The sequence below is a fragment of the Scandinavium goeteborgense genome, assembly GCF_003935895.2.
GTDB lineage: Bacteria > Pseudomonadota > Gammaproteobacteria > Enterobacterales > Enterobacteriaceae > Scandinavium > Scandinavium goeteborgense.
Window position 1 is genome coordinate 4005174 of the sequence record NZ_CP054058.1, and the last position, 14323, is coordinate 4019496.

At 43.1% G+C, this 14323-nt stretch carries 9 protein-coding genes and 1 tRNA gene; 6 read left to right on the forward strand and 4 right to left on the reverse strand.

Features of this window, described 5'->3' with window-relative positions:
- Position 1 precedes the first annotated feature (1 nt).
- Positions 2-961 (reverse strand): DUF4007 family protein, encoded by a 960-nt coding sequence (locus A8O29_RS19930; RefSeq protein WP_125355104.1) that lies wholly within the window; start codon positions 959-961, stop codon positions 2-4.
- Positions 962-1599: 638 nt separating this feature from the next.
- On the opposite strand from A8O29_RS19930, the gene A8O29_RS19935 reads away from it, so the two are divergent.
- From A8O29_RS19935 to A8O29_RS19950, 4 genes are read left to right on the forward strand one after another with little or no spacing between them, the layout of a single operon-like run.
- Positions 1600-3228: a DEAD/DEAH box helicase gene (locus tag A8O29_RS19935; protein ID WP_125355103.1), complete on the forward strand. Its 1629-nt coding sequence runs from the start codon at positions 1600-1602 to the stop codon at positions 3226-3228.
- A 2-nt stretch (positions 3229-3230) separates the two neighbouring features.
- On the forward strand, positions 3231-5030 hold the full coding sequence (locus A8O29_RS19940) for an ATP-binding protein (protein WP_125355102.1): 1800 nt from the start codon (positions 3231-3233) through the stop codon (positions 5028-5030).
- Positions 5020-5940 (forward strand): phospholipase D-like domain-containing protein, encoded by a 921-nt coding sequence (locus A8O29_RS19945; RefSeq protein WP_174081404.1) that lies wholly within the window; start codon positions 5020-5022, stop codon positions 5938-5940. Before A8O29_RS19940 ends, A8O29_RS19945 begins: the two co-directional genes overlap by 11 nt.
- A 3-nt stretch (positions 5941-5943) precedes the next feature.
- The gene (locus A8O29_RS19950; RefSeq protein ID WP_125355099.1) at positions 5944-7005 is read left to right on the forward strand and encodes a cysteine desulfurase family protein; all 1062 of its coding nucleotides are present in this window, start codon (positions 5944-5946) and stop codon (positions 7003-7005) included.
- Here the strand turns inward: A8O29_RS19950 and A8O29_RS19955 are convergent.
- Together A8O29_RS19955 and A8O29_RS19960 are read right to left on the reverse strand one after the other, a co-directional pair.
- On the reverse strand, positions 6986-9004 hold the full coding sequence (locus A8O29_RS19955) for a DNA phosphorothioation-associated putative methyltransferase (RefSeq protein ID WP_125355098.1): 2019 nt from the start codon (positions 9002-9004) through the stop codon (positions 6986-6988). The two genes, A8O29_RS19950 and A8O29_RS19955, sit on opposite strands and share 20 nt — an antisense overlap.
- 450 nt (positions 9005-9454) lie before the next feature.
- Positions 9455-9539, reverse strand: a tRNA-Leu gene (locus A8O29_RS19960).
- Positions 9540-9746: 207 nt separating this feature from the next.
- Here A8O29_RS19960 and ahr point away from each other — a divergent pair.
- A complete protein-coding gene (gene ahr / locus A8O29_RS19965; protein ID WP_125355097.1) occupies positions 9747-10766 on the forward strand; it encodes an NADPH-dependent aldehyde reductase Ahr in 1020 nt (339 codons plus the stop codon).
- A 107-nt stretch (positions 10767-10873) separates the two neighbouring features.
- Here ahr and A8O29_RS19970 read toward each other — a convergent pair whose 3' ends face one another.
- Positions 10874-12511 (reverse strand): glycerone kinase, encoded by a 1638-nt coding sequence (locus tag A8O29_RS19970; RefSeq protein ID WP_125355096.1) that lies wholly within the window; start codon positions 12509-12511, stop codon positions 10874-10876.
- 148 nt (positions 12512-12659) lie between these two features.
- Between A8O29_RS19970 and A8O29_RS19975 the strand changes: the two genes are divergently transcribed.
- Entirely contained in the window at positions 12660-14162 is a 1503-nt protein-coding gene (locus tag A8O29_RS19975; RefSeq protein ID WP_125355095.1) for a helicase HerA-like C-terminal domain-containing protein, read from the forward strand.
- The last annotated feature ends 161 nt before the right edge of the window (positions 14163-14323 follow it).

The window sequence follows — 14323 nt, forward strand, 5'->3', positions numbered from 1 at the left end:
TTTACTCCCCTTGGTAATATTGCTTAAGATAGAGGCTAGGTTCAATAGTTTGAATGTCGGTAAAGTAGTGCTGCACTTGACGCAATCCTTGTGTGTCAGTCCAAGCAATTTTCCCTTCACTAAGTAATTCAATTTTGTCTAATTTATCGCTGAGGTCTGACGCCGATAGTCTGAAGACCCTACCAGGGGAACCTACGTCATGGAGTAAAGTATCAAACGAAACTGTTGATAGCGTATTAATGATAGAACCATCACTATCTTTCTGCTTCCTTTGCATAAAATCAATAAGCGAATAAGCAAAAATTTCTATAGGCAGAGAACTTTGATTTGATAATTCCGCGCGAAAATCTTTACTGCTTTCTTGTGTAATTAATTCCAATTCGGTAAAAGGAGAAGTAAAGCTATCTTCATTAATTTTATTTGTAGCAGTACGTCTCACACTATACATTTGAAATAGGCAGTCGATATCTTTGCTTAAAGTCGCTTCGTTCAGCTCTTTATCGTGATTACCTAATGAAAGCATTATGTCTTTTCTTAATTGCTCTTTACTTATTCTTAATCCATTGAAATAATTAAAAAACCAACGAGCGGCATTCAATTCTGCGAATTGATCCTGAATAGATTGAGCCAACCAATGAAGAAGCCACACTGTACCAATTTTATCCATGTATTTGTCATATGCATCCTCACCTATAAACAAAGCTTTAGCCAAATCAGTGAGCTCATAACTTTGTTGTTTTTTGTCTACACAACACACAAGATTCAAGTTTCGAATCCAGTAACGAACTGAGAGGACCATGTTTTTCCCCATACCCATAGACAGCATCTGCTTTTCAACATTGTCTTGACTAGAGATAGACGCCCCTTCATTAACCTCTTGAATTATCTTGTAAATCCATCCATAGCGGATAGGAAAGGTTTGATGACCTGAAAATTTGAGAACGCTAGATTCTATGCTCAATGTGTCTACCTTGCTGAATTGGAGATTTTATCCAAAGAGAGATTTTACAGTATATTAGGCTCAGATCTAGAGGAAAACATAAAAGTTAAAGTTATAATGAGTTGCTGATTCTGAACTTTTTCTGTTTTTGCAATTGTGCAACAACAACGATAACTTATTGATAAAAATCAATTTATATATCCTACCATCGGCGTGTTGTGTGAGTACTGCAGTTTTCGCAAAAAGTCATTGCTATGGTACCTTTCAAGCCTTACAACACGATGAATCACTATCTATAATTAAGTACATCTATAGCTCCGCTTGAAATAGTAACACATGGAACAATTAGCAAGGATATCTATTGCCTTTAGCCACTATATACTGCATTAGGGGGAGTTTCGTTATTGATATGTCGTTGTGTGCCTTCCCATATCAACGCTAATTTTTGGTAAAAATGTTATAGTTCATGGATTATTGACAAATATCAGTTGCTTTTGTTCTACTAATTCATTAAAAAAATAAAGTGGTTATAATGAGAACGGAATACCTGTAACTTAACGCAAATTACAAGAGTAATTTGCATGGGGCCTGTACTCTACAGTATGCTTGAGGAAGTACTGAGGTCATAGCTTAAACTACTTGATATGGTTTAACTAAGAATGAACTTGTTAGTTGAATGTTTAAAAGAAATGTCTGAAGAGCAACTTGGTTCTTTGCTCCCTAAGGGAGCTGCAGACTTTGTAAACGATTTGTTAGGTACTGATTCATTTCCGCGAGAGAGTATAGCGAAAGCAATTGCACGCTCCCGAGCAAGTGAATTTATCACAGAAAAACGATTAAGGGATGAATTACTTAATACTGTTTCCCCTACAATATTAGGAAAGATTTTTCCTATTTTCGCTTTGTCGGGAAAACCGATAGGTATTGCCCATTATAAACATGCCATACTTTGGGCTAACAACCCTGAGAATTTTCTGAGTTTTGCCCAGAATTTAGGTGTAGCAGATCAGTTTATATCATCACAGTCTGTAGATACTAGCCTTACTAGCATTGCTAGTGTTAGTCCAAAATATAAGCTATATCCTTACCAGAAAAAAATATCTGATAAAGTCCTTTCAAAATTAAAAGAAGAGAATCGTTTACTAGTTCATTTACCTACAGGCGCTGGTAAGACAAGAACTGCAATGAATATCGCAGTTGAACATCTAAGAGAGTCTCCCAGCCATCTTGTACTATGGCTAGCTGATCGCGAAGAATTATGCCAACAAGCGTTCAACGAATTCTATAAGGCCTGGGGATTTTGTGGTGTTCGAGATACAACCCTTTATGGATTTTATTCCTCGAGTAGTGAAAGTTTGGGCGGGATCGATAGTGGATTTATTGTTGCCGGTCTTCATACTCTGAACTCCATACGATTAAAAAACTCGAGAAATCTGGAGTTACTTTATGACAAACTTAGAGAAAAAGTCACTTTAGTTATTTTTGATGAGGCGCATAAAGCAGTAGCTACCACTTATAAATCCATAACTGAAGATTTTATTAATAGCGCTAAATTCAATGCGAAGTTAATTGGTCTCACTGCAACTCCGGGTAGAAAATTCGGTTGTGATTCAATAGATAGTGAAAATCATTTGCTAGCGAGTTTTTTTAACTTTAATAAAGTCTCTATGGAGGTATCGGGATATATATCACCTATAGACTATTTGGTAGCGAATGGCTATTTATCTAAAGCTAACTTTAGCTCGCTAAATTATTCACAATCAGAAGTTATTGGTTATGAACTACAGGGGGAAAATAAAAACGATACTTTTAAGGCCCTTGCTAATAACCAATCACGTAATAAGACATTATTAAATACAATTAAAAAAGAAGCTAGCCAAGGCAAGCAGGTCATTGTTTTTGCATGTTCAGTTACTCATGCGCAATATATTTCAGTTGCATTGAATTGCATGGGTGTATCTAGTGCCTCTATTGATAGCAAAATAGACACGACTGAATCAAGGCGTCTAAAAATATCACAATATAAAAAAGGTGAAATCCAAGTTTTAACAAACTTTAATGTTTTAACTGCAGGTTTTGATGCACCCTGTACGAGCGTAACTGTCATAGCGAAACCAACTAACTCTCTTGTCGAGTATCTACAGATGGCAGGAAGAGCAATGAGAGGCGTACAAAGTGGTGGGAATAAAGAATGTTGGATTTACAATGTAAACGATGACATCCCTGAATTCCAAAGTATAAATTTAGCATTTGAACATTGGGATCAAATGTGGACTGAGAATCAATAAAAATGTCAAATAGATTTCTACATGCACAAACCGTAATTACATCTCTCAGAGATAATGGTTATAGTAATACAGCTTATGCTTTGGCTGAGCTTATTGATAATAGTCTACAAGCGAAAGCAACACGAGTTGAGTTAGGATTTATTGAGGAACAAGCAGAAACAGGGAAAAGAAAAAATTTCTCTGTTGCTGGAATATCATTGTGGGATAATGGTATTGGTATGTCTCCTGAAACACTTCGTGTCGCTATGCAATTTGGTGGAGGGGAGCACAGGAAGGATACTGAGGGAATGGGTAAATTTGGTATGGGATTACCAAATAGCTCAATATCGCAATGTAAACGCGTTGATGTTTGGTCCTGGAAAAATGGAAGCATGCCATATCATACATTTCTTGATGTCGATGAAATGGCAAATGGAAAACTCGAAGAAGTACCGGAACCAGTTCAGGATGATATTCCTGAAATATACAAAAAATCTCATTTTGGTTCTATCCCACCATCAGGTACGTTTATTTTATGGAGCAAATTAGATAGACTAAACTGGAAAACTGGCAAATCCATTTTCACACATTGTGATAAATTAGTCGGGCGACTCTACCGAAATTTTATACATTCTGATGAGATAAAAATAGAAAGTCGTACCTATCGACATTCTGGCGCCAATATGCTAAGCGTTTTAGAAAGTCGTCTATTTAAAGCAAATGACCCTATGTATTTGTTGAAGAATACTTCTTTGCCAGAGCTTCCGGGAGCATACAAAAACGAATCTTTCTTCGAGTTATTTGATGAGCAAGAAATTCCCTTATCTTATACCAATAGTGAAAATGAAGAAGTTAATGGAACTGTATATATACGGAGTTCAATAGTTAAAGAATCAATTGCAAATGCCATTCTTGCATCCAGTACAACAAAACTTGGATATACCGATTGGGGGAAGGACTGTAAGAAAAATATTGGTGTTTCTATTGTCAGGGCGGGTCGCGAACTTGTCTTAAGAGATAGTTTCCTCAATCAAGGATTTAGGGACTATGAAGGTCGATTTATAGGAGTTGAAGTCTGTTTCCCACCAAGTTTAGATGAACTTTTTGGAGTGACAAACAACAAGCAGGACGCAATTAACTTAATACCTTATGACAAAGAAAAAATGCGAGAGGAACTCGGGTTTGATTTATTGTCTGAATACATGAAAGATTTAGAAGATAATGATGATAATTTAGCACTTGTTTTAAAAGTCACTGACAATATAAAAAATATGGTAAAAGCAGTTGAGAAAAGACTTGGTGATATAAACTTACTACCACGTAAGAATATTAGTGGTGCACCTACAGGGACTTCCCCTGCTGAAAAGGCAACTGCAGGCTCCAATTACCGAGAAACGCATGGTAATAAGACTGATGATTATCAAAAACCTTTGAATAAACAGGAAGTAGAACAGATTATTAGTGATATAGGTCTTCCGCCAGAAGTGGCTAAAAGTATTATCGAAAAAGAACTTAGGTTTTATATTGATTCGAAAGCTATGGATTCTGATGCTTTTTTTGATGTATCAACCCGAGCAGGTTTGACATTAGTTTTGTTTAATACCAATCATGTTTTCTATAATGAAATGATCGTAAAACTTCCCCCTCAGGAAAGAGAGACATTAGAAATTGTAATGGCTAGTTTTGCTCGCGTTATGAATGAAGAGGGTCAGTCTGATGGAAAACTGAATTTCTTAAACAATATACGTAGAGCATGGGGAAAAGTAGTCACTGAGTTTATTAACGGGCCATCAGAAGAGGATATTGATCTTTTTGAATTATAATAAATTACTAACAGGTCAAGAGCTGGCAGAAAGAATGTCAGCTCAATTAAAAGACACAACTCACATTCGAATTGTGTCTGCCTACCTTACACATCCAGCTATTAATTGGTTGCAACAATATACAAAACTGAACAATATTATGATATTGGGAAGATTTCGTCCAATTGATTTTTTATCCGGGGCAAGTAATATATCAGCAATTGATTCAGCGTTGGATAGTGGATATAAAGTATACATGCTTGAAAATTTACATGCTAAAATTTATCAATTAGACCAAAAATCCATATACACAGGAAGTGCAAATTTTACATCTAAGGGGTTAAGTTTATGCTCTACTCCAAATGAAGAAGCTGCAGTTGAATTACCTTATACCCTTGAAAATAATGCATATATAGATAAATTGTTTAGAGCTGCTATTTTTGTCGACGCTAATATCCTTGAGCAGATGAAAATGAAACTTGATGAATATCTGACAGACTCGGATGAAAAAAAGTGTGATAAATGGGATATTAAATTTCCAAAAGTCATTACCGAGTTATTTATTTCAGATCTCCCCCTTTGCCCCCCCTTTGATGATTGCGAACAGTATAAAACAAACACTAGTTTGGATTTTGCTAAAGTCTCTCTTGCTCTTGGAAATTTAGCAAACGCGTCTATTATATTTAAAAAAACCAAATGTTATCAATGGCTGCATGATAATGTCAGCTCTAATTATATGGATGGTATAAGATTCGGTGAATTATCCAAAATCATTCATGATGCAATAAAAGACGATCCATCTCCATATAGAAAAAAAATCAAAGAATTGCAGGTTAATCTCCTAAATTATATAGAGTTACTTGCTTCAGATGTTTTTGAGATTCATCAACCAGGTGCACGTTCACAAGTCTTAAAATTTAAGGACTATTAATCTATGTTTGAATATTTTGATTATGCCGCATCGACACCTATTTCTGACATTGTTTTAGAAAGAATGCAACCTTGGTTACAACACAATTTTTCTAATCCCTCAGCAGCTCATTCTTACGGTAAAAAAGCTTATGATGCTATTGAAGGTGCCAGGGCTATTATTGCAGATAAGATTGGAGCTATGCCTAGTGAAATTATTTTTACAAGTGGTGCAAGCGAGGCCAACAATCTTGCAATAAAAGGCATTGCGTTTAAGTATATTGAACAAAAAGGTCATATCATTACATCTTCAATTGAGCATAAATGCATTCTTAATTGCTGTGCATTTCTCGAAAAAATAGGTTTTGAGGTGACTTATATAAAACCAAACAATGATGGTTTAATAAGTATAGAGTCAGTTTTCGAGGCTATTCAACCAAATACAATTCTTATTTCTATTCACCATGTTAATAATGAGCTTGGTTGCATCCAGCCTATAGCCGACATTGGTCACATTGCTTTTGACAATAATATTCTTTTTCATACTGACGCTGCTCAGAGCTTTTGTAAGTTAGATATTGATGTTGATACTATGAACCTTGATATGTTCTCTTTATCTGGTCATAAAATATTCGGCCCAAAAGGTATAGGTGCGCTTTATATTCGAGATTCTCGAGAGTCAGGACTAATACCTTTGATCCATGGGGGCGGACAAGAACTAGGTCTGCGTGGAGGAACATATCCTACTCCTCTTATAGTAGGTTTAGGTGCGGCTGTGGAAAATTTCCCTAAAACTCCAAACCAGCTACAATATGAATTTGAGAAAAGTATTGCACGCTATACTTTCTTGAGAAATGGTGGGACTAATGTAGTTCCAACGATTTGGAATATAACATTTAACAATGATGATGAAGTTAAACGCTTTACACATAATCAATCGTGGTTGATATCTCAAGGCTCAGCATGCAATGCCATGTCTAATATACCGTCTCATGTGCTAACCTCAATCGGCTTCGATGAAGAAAAAGCCAGAAGAACTTTTAGAATCAGTCTTCCACCATATCATATCAACGACGAACTATCGTGAACCCTTTTACCTTTTTTTCCGAAATGTTTAGTAAGTCATCATACTCATGCCTATTAAAAATAACTTCCTCTTTATCATTTATATTTAAGAGCTTTGACAGTTTTCTATTGAAGCTCATTTGTCTCTCATAATCCTTATGTTTGCTATCTATCAAGAGATGCTTATTCAATAGCGGAGGCCTTTTACTTTCCTCTGTATAATCGAAGAAATCTATATCCTGATCGGCCATTTTAATTTTAACCCTCTCAGTTAAGAAGGGTACTGATTTTCGAAAATCATCATATGCTGTTAATGTTAATTTACCGGAAGTTATATGTATTTTAATAAGATCAATATGTTCATCTAAATCACCATATATTTGCAAGCCAGCCCCAACATATACTCTAAGTAGTAGAGGTAATTCATTTAAGTAGTCTCGATGTAAAATCAATGAATGACCTTTATTTAATAAACTTGCGGGTAGTATTGAGTGTGCCTTTTCACACTGCTCTCTTATCAACAGAGTATCAGCAATCGAGAATAATAAATTCTCAGCAAATTTTATTGCTATATGATAATCATTAAAAAAGCCTTTTATGTCTCTCTTAAGTGCTTCTGGTTGTCGACTGTAGGTTTTCCTTTTACCAAACAGTTCCATCGAAAAATATAACAAGAGATCTTCTTTCCTTCGAGTTTCGGCTTGCTCAAATTCGGTTGTGTTATAAATCTCACGGATCACAGAGAAAGTTTTTTTATGCGAGCCAATCAGTTCTTTTATTTTTTCTGACTGCTGAAATTCATCTTTAAGTGGGATGCGCCCTAGTATTAAGCATTTTTTCCAAAATGAGTCGAAAACATCTTTGTTCTTTAAAACGATCAGGTCGGTATGTTTTTTATTACTTAAAGGCTCTGCGGATGTAAGTTGCTGCCATTTATAAATTCTTTTATATTTATTTTGCAGATATAGTTGCTCTTCAATTTTGTCTTTAAACACATAAAAAATGCCAGGAGCCACTGATATGACATCTTCCTGTAAATTCCTTTCAATGTATGCCTTAATTTCAGATTGCTGATAATATTTTTGGAACGTATTACGAGAAGTTATAACACCATCTTTATATGATTTAAATTTAGCAATGTATTTATCATTTGCTAACATAACCGAAACAATAAGGAATTTATTTGCCAATTCCCATGCATCTAATAAAGCCTCTAATCTCTCATCTTGGTTTTCTATCACATTCAAGACAAACCCTAAGTTTATAATATCTGAGTTTATTTTATCACTGTCTGGGCGATAATTAGGATCCCATCCTAATGCATCTAACCCATGAGCTTCTAATTCTCTTAGATCATCACCTCGGCCACATCCATAGTCAAATATTGAATATCCTCCATCAAGATAGCCATTTTTCACAAGTGTTTTCATCGGGGCAGAAAGCTCATATCTGACGAGTGCAGTCTTATGTCTATCAATATCTAGCTGCTTGTTTTCAATTAAATTCTCGCGGCGAAACAAACGACCATCTGATAATTCATATCCATAAGCATTAATTATCCCCTCCCATGAGCGTTTAAAACCAATCAATCGACTATTTGTATACAATCCAGCATTTTCGCCCTCTTTTGTAATTGACTTGAAATGTTCGTAGTAATCATTTTCTTTCAAGACCATTGTTTCTTTACGGTGCAATATTGGAGGATTATCAGAGTCTTCGTACTTAGTTAATTTATGGCTTAGCTTAGACAAATCAACATTCAAACTTTGTTTAAGTGCGGGGTATGAATCTGTGTAAAAAGCAGGATAGTTCAACAGGGATAAACGAAATTCTTTTTTAAATAGTTTAACCAAATTCCAATCACTAGATTCTAATCTAACAGCTTTTGCCACTGCAGCTATAAACTGCGTTAATACATCAGGCAATGCGCTAAATGCATCAAAATGAATATAAATAGCATCTGGCAATTGTTTTCCAGTTTTAATTTGAGACACGAGTTTTAGATATAATTCCTCATTCATAGCTTAACCTTTCAACATTTTCAATTATTTTTTAATCTAGTAATCATCTTCATATTATATAAATGCCTTGTTAATGCTTGTCAATGAGTCTAATCATTACTAATCCTAACGCTGCTGTAACATACTGAGCACCATTACGGGTTTTAGAATGTAAAACCTCCCCTATTATCTTCGCTTTAGAAGCATCTTCTTTTCGATTGTTAAACTTTATAAGTTAACTAGATGAGCTCATCTACAGCCATCATGTTAGCGAGCTAGAAAGTACTCAGAGTAAGTACACGCTTTTTTGAATAACTTGAAGTTAGTACTATTTTCAGAGCTATACAGTACAACTGAGTCAACGGAGAAAAGCCAATTTTCGATTGATTTGAATATTGGTAGGAGGCTTAGGAGAACCAAATTCCAGGCACAAAAAAAGCCGCTCGTGAGCGACTTGATTTGCATATCGAATGGTGCCGAAGGCCGGACTCGAACCGGCACGTATTTCTACGGTTGATTTTGAATCAACTGCGTCTACCGATTTCGCCACTCCGGCACGGAAGGGATATGCTGATAGCGGGTGCGATTATACCTGTCACACCGTACCTTGCAAGCGGCGTGTCGGGCTACCTCCGCTAAGTGTTGAAATTTTCAGCAAGTTACACCCCACCCTACACTCAGACCATTCCCGCCCCCTTATGCTAAGCACCACCCATCCCCATGCTCTACACTTCCAGTTCAACGCCATAAGAGGGGAAGTGCGATGTCCATTATAAAAAGCTACGCCGCGAAGCAGGCGGGTGCCGATCTGGAAGTGTGGGAATACGATGCCGGTGAGCTGAAGCCGGAAGATGTGGAAGTCCAGGTGGATTACTGCGGCATTTGCCATTCCGACCTGTCGATGATCGACAATGAATGGGGCATGTCGAGCTATCCGCTGGTTGCGGGCCACGAAATCATTGGTCGCGTCGCTGCATTGGGCGAAGCGGCGCAGAACAAAGGCCTGAAAGTGGGCCAGCGCGTGGGCGTGGGCTGGACGGCGCGCAGCTGCGGGCATTGCGATGCCTGCATCAGCGGCAATCAGATCAACTGCCTCGAAGGCTCTTTACCGACCATCATGAACCGCGGTGGTTTCGCCGATAAACTTCGCGCCGACTGGCAATGGGTTATCCCGCTGCCGGAAAGCATCGATATTGAAACCGCAGGCCCACTGCTGTGCGGCGGTATTACGGTCTTTAAACCGCTGCTGCTCAATAACGTGACCGCCACCAGCCGCGTTGGGGTGATTGGTATCGGCGGCCTGGGGCATATTGCCATTAAGCTGCTGCACGCGATGGGCGCGGAAGTGACGGCGTTTAGCTCCAATCCGGCGAAAGAGAAAGAAGTGCTGGAAATGGGTGCTGACCGCGTGGTGAACAGCCGCGACCCGGAAGCGCTGAAAACGTTAGCCGGGCAGTTTGACCTGATCATTAACACCGTGAGCGTGGATCTCGACTGGCAGCCGTACTTCGAAGCGCTGGCCTACGGCGGGAACTTCCATACCGTCGGCGCGGTGATGAAACCGTTGCAGGTCCCGGCCTTTACGCTGATTGGCGGCGACCGCAGCATTTCGGGTTCCGCTACCGGTAACCCGGCGGAACTGCGCAAGCTGATGAAGTTTGCAGGTCGCACCAAAGTGGCGCCGACCACCGAGATGTTCCCGATGTCGCAAATCAACGACGCGTTGAAGCATGTGCGTGAGGGCAAAGCCCGTTATCGCGTGGTGTTGAAAGCGGATTTTTAATATGAGTGAGGGCATCGTGTGATGCCCTCTCCCCGGCCCTCTCCCACAGGGAGAGGGAGAAAACAAAGCCCTCTCCCGCAGGGAGAGAGAAGATCAATGCGTCTTCATTATTTAACCAACGCCGCAAACACTTCCGCGACGGCCACCGCTCCCGGGTCGGTGACGCCTTCCAGATTCTCTTTATTCACATACGATGAGCGCCCTGCTCCCGCCTTTTGCATTTTGGCGGTGCTTTCTGCGCCCGTTTGGGCCGCGCTGACAGCGGCTTGCATGTTCTGATCGCGCAAGCTCTCGAGCGCCGGTTGCAGCGCGTCGATCAGCGTCCTGTCACCGAGATCGGCCCCGCCATACTGTTTCATCTGTTGCAGGCCGATTATCAGCGCGTCCGGGAGTTTTTTGCCGTCATGCACGGCCTGCCCGGCGGCGGTGAAGAAGATAGACATCAATACGCCGCTGGAGCCGCCCATCACCGTCGCCAGCCGTTCGCCAATGACCTGCAATAGCTGCGCGCTGTCGTTCAGCGGCAGTTTGCCCGCGTTCAGCTGTTCGGCGATATCCCGCGCGCCTTCGGCAAACGTCGAGCCGGTATCGCCGTCGCCCACTTTGGCATCCAGCGCGTTGAGACGGCTTTCCAGATCGATTAGCGTCTGCGTGGCGGCCAGCAGAATCGCGTTCACCTGCGGATTGTCAGACGGCGTGGCTTCTACGCTGTCATGAATTTTGTCGTGCGCGACGGTTTTGAGCGGCGCGAACGCCACCGGTTTTTGCCAGCCGAGGGTCTCGACGTCAGCCTTTAGCGCCTGTTCAAACTCTGGCGTCAGCGTCAGCAGCGAGAGCGAAAAGCCCTTCATGTCGAGCGAACTGACCAGCGTCGCAGGGCCAATCAGCCAGCGAATCTGGTTCTTCAACGCGGAATGGGCCAGCTCTTTGGTCAGCAGCGCCATCTCCAGCGCCGACACGCCGCCCAGGTTGTTGATCAGCACCGCCACTTTGCCGTCGCCGACTTTCGCCTGCAGCGGTTGCACCAGCGTCTCGATGAGCTTTTTGCTGTTATGGCTGTCGACCACGGACGCGCCCGGCTCACCGTGAATCCCCAACCCAAGCTCAACGTGGCCAGGTTTGATGCGCCCCTCTTCGTCATCGCTGCCCGGCAGATTACAGCTCTCCATTGCCACGCCGAGGCTGAACACGCTGTCACAGGCCTGTTGCGCGATGTGGCGTACTTCGCTGAGGGTTTTGCCCTGCTCGGCGGCGTAGCCTGCGATTTTATGCACCAGCGCCGTGCCCGCGATGCCGCGTGGCTGTTTGTTGTCCGGCAGTGCGATGTCGTCGGCGACGATGACCATCTCGACTTTCAAGCCGTGGCGTTTGGCTTTCTCCGCTGCCAGGCCGAAGTTCAGGCGATCGCCGGTGTAGTTTTTGACGATCAACAGACAGCCGCTTTCGCCGGTTACCGCCACGATGGCGTTAAGAACCGCATCCACGCTCGGCGAGGCGAACAGGTCGCCGCATACCGCGGCGGTGAGCATCCCTTTGCCGACAAACCCGGCATGGGCCGGTTCGTGGCCGGAGCCACCACCGGAAATGACCGCCACGCGGCTTTTATCCCAGTCGCCACGGGCAATCACCCGAATGGCGGGGTCGATATCCAGGCGCACCAGGTTGCCGTGCGGGGCGGATAACACGATGCCTTCGATGGCGTCGTTGACCAGCTGTTTGCGGTCATTAAAGAAGAATCTGGACATGGCTTTCCACTCCTGTGAAACGTTCTTGGTAAACGAATAGAAAAAGCATAGTCGGCACTGCGTATTACGCCGCAAAGTCGAAAACTGACTGGGCATTTTTTCCCCGGCTTTGACCTATACTCGACGCAGGAGAAACGGAGGAAACATCATGAGCTCACCCCTGCTGATTGCCCGAACGACGGAACAACAACTGACTTTACTGCCCGGAATGGCCAACCGCCATGGGTTGATTACCGGTGCGACGGGGACGGGGAAAACCGTCACTCTGCAAAAAATGGCCGAGTCGTTTTCAGAGATTGGCGTGCCAGTATTTATGGCCGATGTTAAAGGTGACCTAACCGGTGTCGCTCAGGATGGTCAGGCCTCTGAGAAGCTACTGGAAAGGTTAAAAAAAATCGGGGTGACCGATTGGCAACCGCACGGTAATCCGGTGGTGGTGTGGGATATCTTCGGCGAGAAAGGGCATCCCGTTCGCGCCACGGTGTCAGACCTTGGGCCGTTGCTGCTCGCGCGCCTGCTCAATCTGAATGAAGTGCAGTCGGGCGTGCTGAATATTATCTTCCGTATCGCCGACGATCAGGGCCTGCTGCTGCTCGATTTTAAAGACCTGCGCGCCATCACACAGTACATCGGCGATAACGCCAAATCGTTCCAGAATCAGTACGGGAATATCAGCGGTGGTTCGGTGGGGGCTATCCAGCGTGGGTTGTTGACCCTCGAGCAGCAGGGTGCGGAGCACTTCTTCGGCGAGCCGATGCTCGACATCAAAGACTGGATGCGGACCGACAGCAACGGTAAAGGCGTGATCAACATTCTCAGCGCCGAAAAGCTCTACCAGATGCCGAAACTGTACGCAGCCAGCCTGCTGTGGATGCTGTCAGAACTGTACGAACAGCTGCCGGAAGCGGGCGATTTAGAGAAACCGAAACTGGTGTTCTTCTTCGACGAAGCGCACCTGCTGTTCAGCGATGCGCCGCAGGTGCTGTTGGATAAAATCGAGCAGGTGATCCGCCTGATTCGCTCCAAAGCGGTCGGGGTGTATTTTGTCTCGCAAAACCCGTCGGACATTCCCGATAACGTGCTTGGTCAGCTTGGGAATCGTGTGCAACACGCCCTGCGCGCCTTTACGCCAAAAGATCAGAAGGCGGTGAAAACCGCAGCGCAAACCATGCGTGCTAACCCGGCATTCGATACCGAAAAAGCGATTCAGGAGCTCGGCACCGGCGAGGCGCTGGTGTCATTCCTTGACGAGAAAGGCAGCCCATCAGTGGTTGAACGTGCGATGGTGATTGCGCCTTGCTCGCGGATGGGGCCAGTGACCGATGATGAGCGCAATGAACTCATCAACAACTCGCCGCTGTACGGGAAATATGAAGATGCGGTCGATCGCGAATCGGCGTTCGAGAAACTTCAACAAGGCGTTCAGGCGGCGACTGAACAACAGAATGCGCCTCCGGCGAAAGGAGCCTCGGCTGACGTTGACGACGGTATTCTTGGCGGGCTAAAGGATATTCTGTTTGGCACCACCGGGCCACGCGGCGGTAAACGCGACGGTGTGGTGCAGACGATGGCGAAGAGTGCCACCCGGCAGATAACGAATCAGATAGTGCGCGGGATGTTGGGGAGTCTATTGGGGGGCAGGAAGCGATAGTTTGTGTTGCCCGGCGGCGCTACGCTTGCGCGGGCCTACGAATAATGTAGGTCCGGCAAGCATTGTGCGTAATGTAGGCCCGGCAAACATTGTGCGTAATGTAGGCCCGGCAAGCATTGCGCGTAATATAGGCCCGGCAAGCATTGTGCGTAATGTAGGCC

Bases quoted from the DNA above. Each gene is read 5' to 3' on its own strand.
- A8O29_RS19935 (WP_125355103.1), top strand. From the start codon at position 1,600: ATGAACTTGTTAGTTGAATGTTTAAAAGAAATGTCTGAAGAGCAACTT.
- A8O29_RS19940 (WP_125355102.1), top strand. From the start codon at position 3,231: ATGTCAAATAGATTTCTACATGCACAAACCGTAATTACATCTCTCAGA.
- A8O29_RS19950 (WP_125355099.1), top strand. From the start codon at position 5,944: ATGTTTGAATATTTTGATTATGCCGCATCGACACCTATTTCTGACATT.
- A8O29_RS19955 (WP_125355098.1), bottom strand. From the start codon at position 9,004: ATGAATGAGGAATTATATCTAAAACTCGTGTCTCAAATTAAAACTGGA.
- ahr (WP_125355097.1), top strand. From the start codon at position 9,747: ATGTCCATTATAAAAAGCTACGCCGCGAAGCAGGCGGGTGCCGATCTG.
- A8O29_RS19970 (WP_125355096.1), bottom strand. From the start codon at position 12,511: ATGTCCAGATTCTTCTTTAATGACCGCAAACAGCTGGTCAACGACGCC.
- A8O29_RS19975 (WP_125355095.1), top strand. From the start codon at position 12,660: ATGAGCTCACCCCTGCTGATTGCCCGAACGACGGAACAACAACTGACT.